This window comes from Dyadobacter bucti, from assembly GCF_005869225.1.
GTDB classification, from domain to species: domain Bacteria; phylum Bacteroidota; class Bacteroidia; order Cytophagales; family Spirosomataceae; genus Dyadobacter; species Dyadobacter bucti.
In genome coordinates this window covers 1,242,669-1,260,685 of the sequence record NZ_SWFP01000002.1, presented here as the reverse complement: position 1 = coordinate 1,260,685, position 18,017 = coordinate 1,242,669, and the positions used below count along the sequence as shown (strand labels likewise).

Genomic DNA, 18,017 nt, shown 5'->3' with positions numbered 1-18,017 from the left:
GATATGGTGGCATTTGACTTTCGGTCGAGGTTAAATCAGTTGATGGACAGCATGTTCAGTGAAGGGATCAGTAATCCCCTGATTGCTGTGGAGCAGGTAAGTTACCTGTTCTTCCTGCGATGGCTGAACGTATATCATGACCTCACAGGTTCGGACCTTAGCTGGGACTATATTCTAAAAATGGAAGATGTAGAGCGGATGAACAAATTTCCAAGTGCCATCTTTCCAATGCTTAAGAATGTATCGTTTACAAATCATGCCTTCAGTAGCTTAATGTCCAATAGCGTGTTCCTTATATCCCGGCCTACTTTGCTGACGGACGCGTTGCTGACAGTTGACATGGCATTTTCAGACGCTACCGTGCCAAAGTCCGGCAGTAAGGGGCTGCCAGAAGCAGGGGAGGCATTTGAATTCCTCCTAAACAAAATCCCGGCAACTGCGCGGGCGGGGGTTGTTTTGGCGGAGCCGGAATTAGCGAGGTTAATGTGTGCTTTCACAAAGCCGCGGGCTACGGATAACGTTTTGGATCCTTCCTGCGGAGCAGGCAGCCTGCTTGCCGAGACGATCAGGTACCAGCAACGAAATCCTTTGTCCGGTACGGGTCCCGAGAGTGATGCCGCCAGTCAGATTGAAGGTAAACTGACAGGAGCAGATCAGGATATCACAATGGGGCGTCTTGCATCCCTGAATTTGATGATTCACGGGATTGATACTCCCGACATACGCATCGAAAACCTTTTAAACCAGTCATGGCCGGAAAAGTTTGACGTGATTCTTTCCAACCCTTCCATTACAGCCTGGGGTGTGGAAATGGAGGGATTACCGGGACCCGGCATCAGCCAGAACGAAATGCAGTACATGGACAGGTTCCTGGATCTTCTGCAACATGAAAATGGTAGATCCGCCTTACTTGTTCCCGAGAAAATTCTGGGTGACACGGATAGCGACAGTATGGAGATGAGGCGAAAAGTTCTTGAAAGATGCGATCTGCGGGCTGTGATAAGTGTGCCGGTTGGGTATTCCAGACGCTACCCTCATCCTATGGCCCTTCTGTATTTTACCAGAGGATCTGGTAGGGATACACTACCTTATCCGGGCGATGTATGGTTCAAAGAATTGCGGCAGGGAGAAGGGGAATTTGTCATCAGATATTTTGAAAATAGCATTTCCACCGCGCAGGGAAATCCGGAAAGTGGATTCAGGGTTTCAGTTGAGGAAATACGTGCAGACGAATATAATCTCATTTTTAGCAGACGCGCTTCACAGGCCAGCCCCAATAAAAAGTCTGCTCTGCCGAATACTGGTACATCAGTCCAGGCTAACGATCCGGATGATGACGGGCTTTCCGAGCTTAGTGAGAAACTGGGCGATCTTTTATCCAATAAGGACATCTTTCCTGAAAAGCCTACCGTAACCAAGTCACTCGCCGATTCGCTCCTTAGCTTTCTCCCGTCCGAAAGTCGCGAACTTGTTACCTATCTCAAACTATTATCAACTAGCGATGTTCTGAAGCTGCTTGGTGGCAAATCTTCGATAGAGACCGTCGGCGGCGCACTGATTGAATTGCTGCTTGGTAAAAAGGCGGAACTGGAGACAAAGGCGGAGATCACAGCGCGCCAGCATCCTTACTACCTGCTTCTGCATGATGCCTGCCAGGTTACAGATCCACTTTTTGTTAACCTTAATTTGCTGGACGTCGCGAAGGAAACAGCCCTGAAAGATTTCTCCATTGATGAGTTGCTGAATGCTTCTATCGACAGAGGTTTCTTGCACATGGATTTAATAAAGCTGAAGACATTACTTAACGATGCATTGATACAATTTTTGAGGCAGGTCAATGTGAAATTCAGATTTCAGGATTTACAGAAAGTTCTCAGCCAGCTGCAGTTTCTTCCAGGTTACGATGTGTTGAGTGATATTGTTCTCGAAGGTCTCAAACCGGGCGGCCCGTTGCGGCAGGTTTATCTGAATAAGGAAAGCAGCGCCCCCCAAGTTTCGGAAAATATAGAATTCATCCTTTTTAACAATGTTCCCGGCCAAATGCATATTGCCCATAAACTCATTGACGAAGCCTTTGTACCATGACGCTAAAAGAATTAAAGCTGACCAGCCGATTCCGTAGTCTGCCAGCGGGTTTCAGGATAGAATTCAACCGGCCTGCTTTGTCTCCTGATTCAAGGAAGGTGCAGCCGCTGTGCCTGGTAGGGTCGAACGGAAGCGGCAAAAGCAATTTACTGCAGGTACTGGCAAATATTTTCTATTATCTCGAAACGTTTGCGATTTCGGGGTCGAGAAATGCGCTGATCGCCCCCACAGAGTCAGAGTCACAGCTGGGTTTCGTCATTCACTATCTGATGCCGGTGGTCGCGAGCACGCACCTAAGCTACCTGGATCCGAGAGGCGAGCGCATGTACGAAGAAGAGGTGACACGTATGCGAGGTACCGAATTACGGGGCGTAATCATTACCAAAGAAGTTCAGAAGGATCCTGTGTTTGAATTTTACTATGGCGACCCAATGTCCAGGAAGATCTTTGGGATGAACGATACTGAGAAATGCATGTTCGGACGGTTGTTGCCTAACAGGGTCGTGGGGTACAGTTCGGGAAGCAATGAGATACTGAGCAATCCGTTTGTCAAAATGGACTTTTATTATCTGGAAGAGTTACGCAGAAAAACGGCCGAAATCAGCAATCCGACTATTCCCCAAAACAATCCTGAACAACAAAGTTCTGAAAAACACGCGCTCACGGTGAACCGGCTTTTTTATCTGGATTATCACAGTAATGCCATGATGGTGATCGCCAACTTTTTGATGAAACGGGTCAGCGTTGCCGGGGAAAAAACGGAGCTGGATATTATCAACAGCATTGTGAATGTCCAGGATTTGATCTCATTTCGGATAAGGCTGCGGTTTTATGTTCGTAATCAAATACCGCTGTCGGAGTTACTGAAGACTGTCGGTGAAACGCTGACAGCCAAAGAAAAGCTGAAAGCTCTGATTTTGATGCGCCCGATTTCCATTCCCTCGGAACTTGAAGAAACGGTGCTTGCCCTGGTGAATTGTTCAACCACTGTCAACGTAATCCCGATCCCGACAAATCAGGAGGAAGAAGCTTCTTATGAGCTCGATTATGTTGTCGATGAAGAGATGAAAAAGGCTTTCCGGGATCATTTCAAAGGAGACCGGGGAGCGATTTATTTATTCGAAAAGCTCTATCTCCTCAATCTCCTTAACATAGAGAATTATCCGGACAGCCTGAAAGAAAGTGTGAAAGCCAGCAGCTTTTCGCAGAACATTTATGATATGCTCCCCAGACTGCCGGCAGAAGAACGCGTGTTTTATGTAGATGACATCAGGCTGCGCAAGAACAATGGAGCTGAGGTGGGATACCGGCAGCTTAGTGATGGCGAACACCAGTATTTGCAGGTGGCCGGATCACTGATGCTGATGGATGAAAATGCGACGCTGTTTTTGCTGGATGAGCCGGAAACACATTTTAATCCGGAGTGGCGCAGCAGGCTGGTGCAAACGCTGAACCAGATCCATGACCGCAAGAAAGAGCTCGAAAGTCATGCCGACCGTGAACAGTTTGAGCTGGTGCAGGACATTTTACTCACCACACATTCACCATTTATTTTGAGCGACAGCGAGCAGGAAAACGTGTATATTTTTACAAGAGATGGTTCGAACGAGGTAAGATGGAAAAAACCGGAGATCAATACTTACGGTACCTCCGTTAACCGCCTCATGGAGACGATATTCAACAAACGTGAGACCATATCCGCGATGTCCCTGGCTGAGCTTAATGAGCTGAAGAAAAATATTGTAACACTTGAAGATGTGCAAAATGCGAAAGAGGAGAGCAGGAAGCTTGGTGAGTCATTAGAAAAGGTTCACTTGTTTAATTACCTGATCACCAGGCAAAAAGAAATTGAAATGCAAAATTCGGGACTTAAATAGCAACCTATATGATCGCCCCTTATAAACTCCACAGGCATGGCTATCAGATGTTACATTGCTTTATGATGTCATTTCTAAAAAAAATGGCCGAAATGGTAGAGCAGGGAAAACCCTTCCAAGAAAAAGTTTTCCACCCGGACTTTCTGCCGATTGCCCTGGCACATAAAACGAAGATCTACAAACGATGTGAAAGGATTTATCATGCTTACGCTGCAATGAACGAACATGATCGCAAAGTGCTGGCGGACAGAGTATCAAAAAGTATGGATGTGGAAGCTGTGTGTAAGGGGAATGTTATGCCTGTGCATAAAAAGGAAGTGCCGCAGCCACTTTTCGAACTGGTCAAAAAAACTTTCGAAGATCTGTACAAGGACATTCTTAGGGGAAGAGAGGCTTCTGCATTTGTGAAAAATTACGGGCATATCCGCAAACATTTTGAAGAATTTTTTACTAAAAATAACTCCAGTACCCTTTGTCCTTTTTGCGGTGTGTCGCCCGTGAATACAGAAGAAATGATGGAGTATGACCATTATTTACCGAAAAGCATTTATCCGCTTTACGCGGTTAACCTAAAAAACCTCGTCCCGACTTGCAAGGTCTGCAACCAGACCTACAAAAAAGCAAAAGATGTCATCAAAGGCGCCTCCGGCCGGATATTCTATCCGTTTGACCAAACACTTACCGGCGTTGATATTGTGTTCCACATGTCACATCCGGTACTGGAATTGTGCCAATGGACGGTGGATTTGAAAAGCCGCGAGGGATTATCGCAGGAACTGGAGAGCTGGAAATGGATTTATGGAATTGAAAAACGGTATGTGAGTCAGGCAAAGGATAATTCAAGCAAAGTATGGGGAATATTTATGGAGACGGTTCACTATGCAAGACTAGAGAATCCGGAACTCACCCTCGACCAGATCAAGAGCGTTTTTCAGATCACCATACGGGCAATGCAGCACTCAGATTATAACATGCTGCTCAAACCAACATTCGATGCCTTGTGTCAGGAGAGCCATTTACTCCAGGCGCTGCGGGAAAGTCAGGAATATACCAAAGTGTAAAACCTGAACACCGGCTTAAAAATGGTGACCGGGAATATCATTTGCGAGGTGAATCGCATTCCGGAAATTCCTATCTTTGCGACCGATCTGATGCGTCCCGTTATAGTTTACATATGGCTTTTTACGACCATCCTGCCGACTTTTAGTCAGTGGGGAACCATTGCATACTACCAGATCAACAAGGCATATATTACGCGCGTACTTTGCGAAAACCGTAACAGGCCGCAGCTGAATTGCAACGGGCAATGCTATCTCGCAAAAAAGCTCAAAGAGCAGCAGGAAAAGCAGGACCAGCAGACGGGTGAACTCGTTCAAAACATACCTGTCCTCCAACTGTTTGCATCTCCGCTGACGATCTTTGAGTTTATGCAAAGTCATTTTAGTCAGGCTCATCAGCACGCTTTCCTCTATCATCTGGCCACCTATCAGGCCCCGCTTTCCATTCTGGTCCCACCTCCCTGTGTATAAGGACGTTTACATTTTGTAGGCGGCTTATGATCCGGTGAACGGTTTTCATCCGGGTGCATACCTTTTTTTACACAAGAAACTAATTGTCCCCGTTCAGTACTGGATAGGGTCATCCACAAATGCCATTCCCATGCATATCAAATATCTATTTCTGTTATTTTTTATTACAAACAACTGCCTCCATTCCTTTGCCCAATCTGAGCTGGGAACGCTCAACGGCCGTATTGTGAATGCCGAGCAGCAGGCCGTAACCGGCGCATCCATCACATTGCAAAACACAAAACTGGGAACGATCACCAATTCCAATGGGCAGTTCAGCCTGAAGGGAGTCACGCCTGGATCATATATTCTTTCGATTTCCAATGTTGGCTACACAGCTTATACGCAGAGCCTTCAAATCTCAAAAGGGAAAAACCCTTTTCTGAACCTGCAGCTTTCCGAAAGCAGACTGGAGCTGCAGGAAGTGGTGGTCAGTACCGCGAAAAACCGCTACCAGGTATTAAGCTCCAATACATCCACCCGCAGCAACACGCCGCTGCTTTCTACGCCGCAATCGGTACAAGTGATGTCTTCACAGGTATTGCGCGACCGTCAGGCCTTTACGCTCAATGAGATCGCAGGGTCTTTTACGGGAATGAAGGCTAACAACGGCAACGGTAATTTTCAGATTCGGGGGTTTTCTGCTTATTCTCCCAACGATGCCAGTTTCCTGCTTTACAATGGGATTCGGGGTAACCTGTTTTTGTGGAGCCAGCAGCCATTGCTTTACAACATTGAATCTGTGGAGCTGCTGCGAGGGCCTGCGGGCGCCTTATTCAGTGAAGGATCTCCGGGAGGTGTAATCAATTTCGTTACGAAAAAACCCTTGTCCGAAAAACGGGCGAACGTTGATTTTTCGCTGGGAAGCTGGGGATTTGGTCGGGCATCGGTGGATTTTACCGGGCCGGTCGGTAATCAAAAGAAGCTTTTATACAGGGCCATTGTCGGTTACGATCGCGCGGAAAGTTTCAGGGATTATCAAAAGAAACAAAACCTGTTTGTAGCTCCTTCGCTGACTTACGTTTTTAGCGGCAACACTTCCTTGAACCTCGAGTTGAATTACGCCTACCAAAAATCGGTTCATCAATACGACAATGGGAGTTTCATTTACACCCGTCCCGATGGCAGTTTTGACTTCAACCATTACCCTAACAACCTGACGATCCAAAGCCCGACAGATTATGGTAAAACACATAATGCGTCGGCTACACTAACTTTTGACCATCAGATCAGTGACAATCTCAAACTTACAATCGTCGAGCGCGCAATACGTAATAAGCTGGATTTTACGGATCACATTCCGGTCGGAAGGATCCGCAATGACAGCATCAGCCGCGGATATCAGGATTGGTTAACGGACAGGTTCAGCCTGCAGACAACTGCTTTTGCTACATACACCACAAAAACGGGTCCACTCGGGCACCAGATCATTGCGGGTACAGACTACAACCGCTACGGCTGGACCCAGAACGATTATCAATACAAACCATCTACCCGCATTTCAATTTTTAATCCAAATTACGCCGGCAGTGTCCCCGATGCTTCCGTTCCGGCCGACGAATCGGATGACAACAAGCGCGTTACGAACCTGATCGGCGGCTATATCCAGGATCAGATTGCCGTCGGCGATAAATTAAAAGTGCTGCTTTCATTGCGTTACGATCATTATAACGCCACGGAAACACCCCTGTCGGATCGGGACAATAAACAGGGGGACGAGCTGCAGGCCTCGGGCTGGATTCCCAGGATTGGACTGGTGTATTTACCAGTGAAGAATGTGTCGATTTACGGGACCTATCTGAAATCATTTAATCCCCAGACATCGAACAACGTGCTTGCTGGTGGTCCTTTTCCCACCAGGCAGGCAACCCAATATGAAGTAGGTTCCAAAGCTGACCTTTTCGGTAGCCGCCTGTCTGCCACCTTGTCGTTGTATCAGATCAATTACGCTAACATTCTGACGGCAGCACCGACAGAGGAAAACTCTCACCGGCAGGCGGCGATTGACGGCACGCGCAGCCGCGGCGGGGAGTTTTCCGTAACGGGTAATCTGAATGCATTGAGCCTGGTTGCGGGATATGCTCTCAATGAGCATGTACTGGTTAGCACGAGCAATTATGGTAAAAAAGGCGACCGTTTTGCCAACGCACCGAAGCACCAGATCAACTTTTGGGGCAAGTATGCGCTTGCAGGCATGATGAAAGGGTTCGGTATCGCCGCGGGCGTCCGCTATGTCAGTGACCAGGTGGGGCTGCTGACCAACCAAAACTTTATTTTTCCTTCCTACACGGTTCTGGATGCTGCGCTGTCCTATCAACGGAACCGGTTTCAGGTTCAGGTCAATGCATATAATCTGGCGAATAAACACTATTTCACCGGAAGCCGCTCTGGTGTGACGCTGGCCGGACTGGGCGATCCGTTTAATATCAGGGTAGGGGTTAGCTATCAGCTCTGGTAGTTCATTTTCATTCATGATCGGGATCAATGAAAAAAGCATCACTCAGCCGAAAGCTCTTCAAGCTGCATAGCTGGCTTGGACTGTGTACAGGCACGTTTCTGATATTACTTGGATTAAGCGGCTCCGTTCTGGTTTTCAGAACGGAGCTCGACCATTTCTTTAATCAGGATTTACTTCACGTTTCAAATCCACGGACCAAGGTGCCGGATCAAGCCCTGAAAAACTGCTACGACAGCATGACCAGCCGTTATCCGAACCTGGACGGAATTGCCTGGGTCAATCCGGACGCCGGGCCGGGGCAGGCTTATGATTTCCGGATCTACTTTAATGACGCACGCCTCTTGACGTATGATCTGGCATTGATTTCTTTCAATCCTTACACCGGCGCAATTCTCAGGGAAGGGCCTTCTACCCAGTTTACACCCAGCTTCATGGAATGGCTGTTTCAGTTTCATTTCAGTTTCCAGTTAGGCATGCCGGGTGCGGCTTTGACGGCCATTTTTGGGATAACGATGCTGTTGTCCCTCCTTACCGGGGCGGTAGTTTACCGGAAAATGCTTTGGAAAGTCCTGGCCTTCCAGATCAAGATCAACCGGAAAAACTGGCGGACGGTCAACTCCGACCTGCACCGCATCGTTGGTGTGTGGTCTTTACTTTTAAATGCTGTGATTTTCTTCACAGGCTTCTGGATGAACATGTTCGCCTTCAACGCAAAAACATGGCAGAACGAGCTGGTGCAGACCAGGCCAAATACGCTCATATCAGTGTCGCCGGATCAGATGTATCGGAAGGCACTTGCCGCCATGCCGGATTTGGAACCTACCTATGTTTACCTGCCGACACAGCCTGAGCGTAAGTTTGAAGTCAGGGGTTACACAAAAGGACAATTGAAACTTGCGGGTAGCGGCAGCTCAGTGCGAATGGATCAGCAAACCGGAGAAATCCTCAAAATCAACCGGCTGTCAGATAAGCCTTTGGTAGAACGCATTGAAGCGACATTCTTTCCTTTACATGTGGGCAATTTTGGAGAGCTTGCGGTGAAAATCCTCTATGCGATTATCGGGCTTACGCCCGGCCTGCTTGCCTTTACAGGCTTTTTACTGTGGTGGCGACGTGCCCGCAAGCCGCGTGCGCGCAGGAAATCCCCGAAACAAACTATTTAGGCAGCCCGCTACAAAAAATAACGTGCTATTCTTCAGGCAGGTGTGTCCTGAGCAGTCCCCTTGTCATCAGCAAGCAGGATTGCTGTGATGTGGCCGCTGCCCGGTACAGGCCATAGTCACAGCCTGGTACCGCCGGGTAATGGGGTAGCCTTTATCCGGAACGTGGTCATATCCTTGGCATGGTTTGTTTAAAACTCAGTTATCAAAATCTCAATAAAAAAAATATGCTGGATGAACTGGTTAATCTGATAAGACAAAACGGACAACAGGCCGTTGTAGAAAATGATGCTGTGCCGAACGAGCACAATGAAGCCATCATGCAACAGGCCCGGAACTCCATCATGGACGGTTTGCGGGGCATGACCGGGCCGGGGCAGGTAAACAGCCTGTCCGAATCCGTGCAGAGCGGGCAGGTGGAAAATAACCCGGCTGTTCAGCAGATCTCAAACAATTTTATGGGGAACATCATGCAGAAATTTGGGATCAATGCCAGTACGGCTGCTTCCATTGCTTCGTCACTGATCCCTGTTGTACTCAGCAAAATAGTGAACAAAGGGAATCAGCAAGGAGCGGGGGGATTCGATCTGGGTGCGCTGATCTCTTCTGTGACCGGAGGTAGCAACACAGGATCAGGCAGTGGTTTGGGAGGAAATCTGGGCAGTATAGGGGCCAAGTTGGGACTTGACAAAGACGGCGATGGCGATGTGGACCTGAACGATCTGACTAAAATGTTCAAATAATCTGCCGGCAAAACTATAATAAGCCCGCTTTAACCAATTGCTTTTTTGTCCTGCCCCGTTCCGGCGGCTTGATGCCAATGTGATATGTTTACTGTTGTGGGATGAGAAGAATTCTGGGGGTTAAAAAATGAAATATGCATAATCACACCAATTACGGGTCTTCCAAAAGTAGGGAAGCATCTTTAGACACAGATACCTCCCGGGAGAATTTACCTCGTGCCGTTTTAAGGCCCAACGGGTATGTGTTGCTGGACGGTGAGTGGAAGTTTGCCGTCGACTCTGATGATGTCGGGCTTGATGAGAATTGGCATGTAGCCCATGCTTATTCTCAGACCGCAAACTGGCCCGGCAACGTGGAGCAGCACCTGGCAGCATCCCAGCAGGGTGGTTCTTCGTGGAAGGACAGCATCGTGGTCTGGTATGAGCGCGATTTCGAATTATCCGAATGTGCGCCGCTGGCCGAAGAAAGTGGTACGATTTTACAGCTCACATTTGGTGCGTGCGGATATGAAACACAGGTTTGGCTGAACGGGCGTGCGCTGGTCACGATTGAGGGCGAACAGGTCCACAAAGGAGAGTATACTTCTTTTTCATACGAGTTGGAGGAGCTTTTACCCGTAAACCGCCTTACTGTCCGTATTGCGAGCAGTATGGATGCGGATATTCCCCGCGGAAAGCAAGAGTCGCACGTGTACAAGCGTGGGGGAATCTGGTACCAGACTTATACCGGCGCAGTGCGAAGCGTGTGGCTGGAAAGGGTTGAAAGGAACAGGCTGCGTTCGAGAGTCGGCGTGGTTAGCATTATTGAGGATCAATTGGTTCGGTTTACCCTGACCACCCGTATCCGCGACCCGGGTTTATATAAGATCAGGCTGGCGGTGTTCCCGGCTGATGCCGGCCGGAATGACAAGCCGGTTGCCGAAGACGAGTTTCCGCTTATGCTGGAAGCCGGACAAAAGTCCCAGCGACTGGTACTGGATGTGCCCGACGCCAGGCTCTGGTCCCCCGAAACCCCTGCTCTGTACAGACTGCAGGCCCGGTTAATTGACGGAAATGAACTGGAATCAGAAATAGAGACCAACTTCGGGCTCAGAAAAATTGAAGCCAGGGGAAGCCGCATTTACCTGAACAATCAGCCGGTTTACCTCGATGGAATTCTTTATCAGCCGGGCAACTCAACCTACGAACAGATCAAGAGGCATCTGTTTGCGATGAAAAAATCAGGCTGTAATCTGGTGCGGATCCATATCGCCGGGGTCGACCCGCGTGTTTATAAGCTTGCGGACAAAATTGGAATGCTGCTGTGGGTAGAAGTACCGAGCCCGCATCAGTCAACTCAAAAAAGCCGTGATAACCACCGCGCCGAGCTTCTGCGCATGCTGGCCCTGATCGGCACCCACCCATCTATCGTGATATGGAGTCTTTACAACGAAGACTGGGGTGTGCAGGATATCGCCCACAACAGCCAGGCCCGCGAGTACATTGTCGACATGTACCACTTTATGCAGATTTCCTATCCGCAATTTCTGGTTGTTGACAATGATGGCTGGCAACACATTTCGTACGAAGGAAGACTGAAATCCGATCTGCTGACCGCACATTTATACACACCGGATTTGGATCAGTGGACGAAAACGCTCGATGAACTGACCGCGGGGAATATGGATACTGTCGCAGCGTTCGCGCTTGTGGTGGGCGACCCGTTTTTTTACCGTAAACAAGTGCCTTTGATCGTGAGTGAATGGGGCGGGTTTGGTTTCCAAAATTACGGCGGGCCCAGTGACGATACTTCACGAGCAAGCCAGATCGCGCTTTTTAAGGCTGAACTAAGGAAAAGGGCCATTGCAGGGGACGTTTATACACAAGCCACAGACATTGAAGATGAACGAAACGGACTGATCGATCAGGAAACAGGCGATTTGAATGTGCCGGAAGGTCTACTCAACTCACGCGGTTGAGAACATGGTACAAATCACCTCTGGGCTTTGGTGGCATAATATTTAATGCTAATGCGGCGACCAGGAAATACAACTCAACAAAGTAAATTATGAACGGCTTGAATGTAAGCAAACGAACAATTGGGGTCAACTTTACCGCGTCAGAAGAGGCACGTGTACAGTTGTGGGCACCGGAGGCAAAGGAGGTTGAACTGCTTATTCCCGGCAAAAACAAAACTGTTTCTCTCACCTGCAAAGAACAAGGCTACTGGATCGCAGAAACCAATCACCTGCAACCAGGGGATCTTTATTATTTTGAACTGGATGGTAAGAAGCAGTTGCCGGATCCTGCATCCCTTTCCCAACCCGACGATGTGCTGGGAGCTTCCCAGGCACTGGATATCAGTTCGTTTAAGTGGGAAGATGGCAGCTGGCAACATTTTCCTCTAAAGGAATATATCAGTTATGAAATCCATATAGGCACATTCACGTCCGAAGGGACATTTGCTGCCGCAGAAAAAAAGCTGGATTATCTGGTGGATCTTGGCATTACCGCTGTCGAGATTATGCCCGTAGCCCAGTTTTCCGGCACGCGGAACTGGGGCTACGACGGCGTTTACCCATTTTGTGTGCAGCATTCTTATGGGGGAGCCCAGGGTTTACAAAGTTTTGTGAACGCGTGCCACATCAAAGGTCTGGCGGTTATTCTGGATGTGGTGTATAATCACATTGGCCCGGAGGGCAATCATCTCGCAGAGTTTGGCCCCTATTTCACCGAAAAATACCGTACACCCTGGGGCAATGCAATCAATTTTGACGACGCCTGGTGTGACGGGGTACGGAAATTCTTTATCGAAAATGCTCTGATGTGGTTTCGTGATTTTCACATTGACGCACTGCGAATGGATGCCGTTCATGCAATCAAGGACTTTAGTCCGATGCATATTTTACAGGAAATCAGGCAGGAGGTTGATTTGCTGATGCAACAAACAGGCCGCAAGCATTATCTGATCGTTGAACTGGATCTCAATGATACGCGCTTTATCAATCCGTTGAGCAAGTTGGGCTACGGCATGGATGCTCAATGGATCGACGAGTTTCACCATGCGCTACGGGTCACGTCCGGTCAGGAAAAAACCGGTTACTATTCCGACTTCGAGGCCATTGAATCTCTGGCAAAATCCTATCAGGACGCTTACGTATATGATGGTGCGTTTTCCGAGCACCGCAAGAAAGTTTTCGGAGTAAAAACCGAAAATCCCGGTGAGCAGTTTGTCGTATTTTCCCAGAACCACGACCAGGTGGGAAACCGGATGCTCGGCGAGCGGACGAGCCAGCTGGTAAGTTTTGAAATGCAAAAAGTACTCGCGGGGGCAGTGTTGGTTAGTCCTTACTTACCCATGCTGTTTATGGGAGAAGAATACGGGGAGAAAAACCCTTTCCAATATTTCGTCAGCCATAAAGACCCTGAGCTTGCCGAGGCGGTAAGGAAAGGACGAAGAGAGGAATTCAAGGCATTTCATATAGAGGGCGAAGCGCCTGATCCGGTGTCAGAGGAGACCTTCGAACGTTCCAAACTCCGGTGGGATTCTGTCGATCAGGAGCCCCATAAAACAATGTTGAGCTATTATAAAAAACTGATAGCCATACGGAAGAGCCAATCGCCTTTGTACGTTTTGAACCGAAAAGAAGTTTCAGTAGAGTACAAAAAAGAAACCCAGGTGATCATACTTCGCCGCCAGCATAAAATGCAGGACATCATTTGCCTGATGAATTTTTCGAAGCAGGAGCAGCCCGTTGACGTGCCTGTATATGCATCGCTCTGGTATAAGTTACTTGGCTCTTCGGACCAGGAATGGGCGGGTCCCAAGGACATGCCTGCCCGGTTCTCGGGTGAACTGGCATTGACCTTACCACCAGAATCAATTACACTTTACTCAAATCACTATGAATAACCCTATTGCTACCTACCGTTTGCAATTCCATAAGGAATTTACTTTCAAAAATCTCGAGACACTGATCCCATATTTTCGGCAGCTGGGAGTCAGTACCATATATGCATCACCTGTTTTCCGATCGACGCCCGGGAGCACGCATGGCTATGACGGCACCAACCCCAATGAAATCGATCCTGAAATTGGCAGTATTGAAGAATTAAAATCGCTCAATACTATGCTGAAAGAAAGTCACATGAGCTGGTTGCAGGACATTGTGCCCAACCACATGGCTTTTCACTCGGAAAATCCATGGTTAATGGACGTGCTGGAGAAAGGTGCGCAGTCGGTGTACGCGCGGTTTTTCGACATCGCCTGGAACAGCCGTTTATTTCACGGCAAGCTGATGGTTCCCTTTCTTGGGTCTGACCTCAATGAAGAGATCGGGAATGGGAAAATTACCATTTCGTATGAATCCAACCGACTGATGCTCACTTATGAGGGCGCAAATTTTCCCCTTAACCCCAGATCTTATTCCACGCTTTTCGAATCAGACATTATCACGCAGAACCAGGCGCTTTTACAGATAGGGTCGCAATGCAGGGAGATCAATGAGGTGGAAGAACCGGAAGTTTTTGCCGAGAGATGGAACGAGCTTCTTTTGCAACTTTCGTCACTGATGAAAAATGAGCAGGAGAAAGCGTTGATTGACAGGGCCTTGAACGAGGTCAACAGCGATCAGGAAAGATTGAAACAGATTATTGACCAGCAGACATATGTCTTGTGCAACTGGCAGGATACGGATCAGCAGGTCAATTTTCGCCGGTTTTTTACGGTAAACGGCTTGATCTGTCTGAATATTCAGGATGAAAATGTGTTCAGAAATTACCATGCATTGATAAAAGAACTTATTGATGAAGGTATTTTTCAGGGTCTGAGAATTGACCATATCGACGGGCTGTACGATCCGTCCGGGTATCTGGAAGACGTCCGGCAACTTGCCGGAAACGATACCTATGTTGTGGTAGAGAAAATCCTTGGCCAGGATGAAGACATGCCAGAAAGATGGCCTGTCCAGGGTACTACGGGTTATGAATTTCTTGCAATGGTGAATAATTTATTGACCAATGAAAAGGCCGAGAAAACTTTCACAACCTTTTACGAGGAATTGGTAGGTGAAAGCGAGCCGATCCAGAGCCATTTGCTGAAAAAAAAGGCCCTTATTCTTTTTGAACACATGGGGGGCGAACTGGAAAACCTGTATCAGTTGCTGGTAGAACTGAACCTGGTCGACAAAATAGCGCTGGAGAAGATCGGTAAGGAACAGGCCAGGAAAGCGATAGGGGAATTTTTAATTCATTGTCCGGTATATCGGTATTACGGCAACCAAATGCCGTTGGAAGAATCGGAAATTGCCGCTGTCCGTAAGATATTCGACGAGGTCAGGAGCAGTCATCCCGCGCTGGCAGAAGCTGCTGCGCTTCTCGAAAATGCACTGTTAGTAAAGCCTTCCGAGGGCGATGAGGACTACAACGGCCGGGCACTTGAATTTTATCAAAGGGTCATGCAATTTACCGGACCGTTGATGGCCAAAGGGGGCGAAGACACGCTCATGTACACTTATGAGCGTTTTATAGGCCACAATGACGTGGGGGATTCGGTTGAAAGTTTTGGAATCGCATCGAAGGAATTTCACAGCAAAATGAAAACGCGCCAAAGAAAATGGCCGCTTTCGATCAACACCACATCCACGCATGACACCAAGAGGGGAGAAGATGTAAGAGCACGACTTAACGTGCTGACCGACCTTCCGGAGGAATGGATTTCTCGTGTAAAACGGTGGCAGGAACTGAATGAGCCGCTGAGAAAGAAACTCTCGGCGCCGGACGTGAACGACGAATACCTGATATATCAGACATTGACCGGCGCTTATCCGATGCCCGGGCAGGATGATGATGATTTCGGTGCACGATTTGAGGAATATCTGCAAAAGGCACTGAGAGAAGCCAAAAGGAATACAAACTGGGCCGAACCCAACGAAGAATATGAGAAAGGCACACAACAATTTGCTCGCGAATTGCTGAACGAACAAGGGGCTTTTTTCAAGGATTTTGTCTCATTTCAAAAAGAAATCGCAGTTTTTGGCATCATCAACTCTCTTTCCCAGCTCATTTTGAAATTTACTTGTCCGGGTATTCCGGACGTATATCAGGGATGCGAACTGTGGGATTTAAGTCTTGTTGATCCCGATAACAGAAGGGCAGTGGATTATGAAAAAAGACAAAACTGGCTGAATGAATTCGGGAATACCGACAGAGATGCGCTTCGGGAAAAATTGTGGAAAGATCCCGGCAATGCACAGATCAAACTTTGGCTTACCCAGCAATTGTTTAATTTACGAAAACAAAACCCCGATCTTTTCTCGGAAGGGGATTATGTGCCTTTGCAGGTGAAAGGCAGTTTCAAGGGTCATCTGTTTGCATTTGCCCGCATTCACAAGCAGAATATTTTAATAGTTGTTGTACCGATGCACCTGGCAGCACTTTGTAAACAGGAAGATTTGCGCGCTTTTGACTGGAAGGATACGAAGATCAACTTACCATCTGGACTTCATGCACACTGGGAAAATCTGCTTACCGGGCACAAACATGAATATGAAAGGGAAATCTCACCGGCCGGGTTATTCAAAAGTCTGCCATTTGCAATTTTAAAAGGCAACAGGGTCAACAATGAGCGGAGAGCCGGTGTATTGGTGCACATTTCATCTCTTGCCTCGCCATTTGGGATAGGCGATCTGGGACCCGAAGCCGTTGCTTTTGCCGACTTCCTCGACCGTAGCAATCAGCGGATCTGGCAGTTGCTTCCGTTGAACCCAACCGAAGCCGCACAGGGAAATTCACCTTACAGTGCGCTTTCCAGCCGGGCGGGAAATCCTGCTCTGATCAGTCCCGAGCTTTTGCAACAGGAAGGACTGCTTGACAACATAGATCTTGCGGAATATCATTTGCCAAAGGATAGTAAAATCGATTTCAAAAAAGCAGAGAAAATCAAAAACGAACTTCTTGAAAAGGCATTCGGCACATTTGAAGAAAATCCGGAGCTGTTCCCTAAGGAAGAATTTGACAGATTCTCCGAGGATAATGCGGAATGGCTGGATGACTTTGCCTTATACATGGTCATCCGCGAAAAGCACGATGGGAAACCGTGGATGGAATGGGAAGAGCCGCTGAAACTTCGTGATGATGAAGCGTTGAAGACACTGATCGAAAGCGAACCGGAAAGGATACGGTTTTGCAAGTGGGTGCAGTTTGTTTTCGACAAACAATGGAAGTCGCTTCGGGCGTATTGCAATGAACGGGATATCAAATTCCTGGGCGATATGCCATTTTATGTGAGTTACAATTCATCCGACGTGTGGTCGCACCGGGACCTGTTTTTACTGGATCAGGACGGGAAAATTAAAGGCGCCGCGGGCGTTCCGCCTGACTCGTTTTCTGAGGATGGTCAGCTGTGGGGAATGCCGGTTTTCAACTGGGATGTACTTAAAGATCAGCAATATGAATGGTGGATAAACCGGCTTCGGAAAAACGCCGAACTGTATGACCTGACCCGGCTCGATCATTTTCGTGCTTTTGCGGATTACTGGATGGTACCGGGTGATGAAAAAACAGCTGTGAATGGTGAATGGAAATTGGGGCCCGGTTCGGAATTTTTCAGAGTTGCGGAGCGTGCCCTGGGCGGGCTTCCGTTTGTTGCAGAAGATTTAGGCGAGATAAGTCCTGCCGTTTATGAGCTGAGGGATGAATTTCACCTTCCCGGAATGAAAGTACTGCAATTCGCATTCAGTGAAACCATTGGCGACTCCCTTTTTGCCCCTCATAATTATACCGGCAACTTTATCGCGTATACGGGCACACACGATAACAATACAATCAAAGGCTGGTTTAAAAATGAGCTGGACGAAGAGGCACGCGCAGGATTGGAAGAATACACCGGCCGTGCTTTGGATGAAGATAACGTGTATTGGGTTATGGCCAGGCTGGCTTATTCCTCAGTCGCAAAAATGGCTGTCATTCCAATCCAGGATCTGCTCAATCTGGATGAATCCTGTAAAATGAACAGCCCCGGATCAGGGAAGGACAATTGGGCCTGGCGTCTGGTACCCGGGCAACTGACCGCCGAAGCTGAAAATCAACTGAAGCTTTGGACAAAGATGTACAATCGAGGGTGATCGGTTCCCCACTGGTCCGGATAC

The 18,017-nt window shown here is 48.1% G+C and carries 10 protein-coding genes; all 10 read left to right on the top strand.

The annotated features are described in order from the left end of the window. The first annotated feature begins 3 nt into the window (after positions 1 to 3). The 10 genes from FBF61_RS09975 (at position 4) to treY (ending at position 17,993) form a co-directional block, all read left to right on the top strand. Positions 4 to 2,085, top strand: coding sequence for an HsdM family class I SAM-dependent methyltransferase (locus FBF61_RS09975; RefSeq protein WP_138477039.1), 2,082 nt, complete (start codon positions 4 to 6; stop codon positions 2,083 to 2,085). After that, positions 2,082 to 3,962 carry a restriction system-associated AAA family ATPase gene (locus FBF61_RS09970; RefSeq protein ID WP_138477038.1) on the top strand — a complete coding sequence of 627 codons (1,881 nt, stop codon included), beginning with the start codon at positions 2,082 to 2,084 and terminating at the stop codon, positions 3,960 to 3,962. The genes FBF61_RS09975 and FBF61_RS09970 overlap by 4 nt, the downstream gene beginning before the upstream one ends. Before the next feature lie 83 nt (positions 3,963 to 4,045). Beyond that, positions 4,046 to 5,023, top strand: a complete 978-nt coding sequence (locus FBF61_RS09965) for an HNH endonuclease (RefSeq protein ID WP_166444491.1) — start codon at positions 4,046 to 4,048, stop codon at positions 5,021 to 5,023. A 21-nt stretch (positions 5,024 to 5,044) separates the two neighbouring features. After that, positions 5,045 to 5,491, top strand: coding sequence for a hypothetical protein (locus FBF61_RS09960; RefSeq protein WP_374756606.1), 447 nt, complete (start codon positions 5,045 to 5,047; stop codon positions 5,489 to 5,491). 130 nt (positions 5,492 to 5,621) lie between these two features. Then, complete coding sequence (locus FBF61_RS09955; protein ID WP_138477036.1) at positions 5,622 to 7,988, top strand: TonB-dependent receptor; 2,367 nt, start codon at positions 5,622 to 5,624, stop codon at positions 7,986 to 7,988. Between the two features lie 26 nt (positions 7,989 to 8,014). Beyond that, positions 8,015 to 9,151 (top strand): PepSY-associated TM helix domain-containing protein, encoded by a 1,137-nt coding sequence (locus tag FBF61_RS09950; RefSeq protein WP_138477035.1) that lies wholly within the window; start codon positions 8,015 to 8,017, stop codon positions 9,149 to 9,151. 224 nt (positions 9,152 to 9,375) lie between these two features. Next, positions 9,376 to 9,891 carry a hypothetical protein gene (locus FBF61_RS09945; RefSeq protein ID WP_138477034.1) on the top strand — a complete coding sequence of 172 codons (516 nt, stop codon included), beginning with the start codon at positions 9,376 to 9,378 and terminating at the stop codon, positions 9,889 to 9,891. A gap of 134 nt (positions 9,892 to 10,025) precedes the next feature. Further along, positions 10,026 to 11,849 carry a glycoside hydrolase family 2 protein gene (locus FBF61_RS09940; RefSeq protein WP_138477033.1) on the top strand — a complete coding sequence of 608 codons (1,824 nt, stop codon included), beginning with the start codon at positions 10,026 to 10,028 and terminating at the stop codon, positions 11,847 to 11,849. Between the two features lie 89 nt (positions 11,850 to 11,938). Further along, positions 11,939 to 13,783, top strand: coding sequence for a malto-oligosyltrehalose trehalohydrolase (gene treZ / locus FBF61_RS09935; RefSeq protein ID WP_138477032.1), 1,845 nt, complete (start codon positions 11,939 to 11,941; stop codon positions 13,781 to 13,783). Further along, on the top strand, positions 13,776 to 17,993 hold the full coding sequence (gene treY / locus FBF61_RS09930) for a malto-oligosyltrehalose synthase (RefSeq protein ID WP_138477031.1): 4,218 nt from the start codon (positions 13,776 to 13,778) through the stop codon (positions 17,991 to 17,993). The genes treZ and treY overlap by 8 nt, the downstream gene beginning before the upstream one ends. The last annotated feature ends 24 nt before the right edge of the window (positions 17,994 to 18,017 follow it).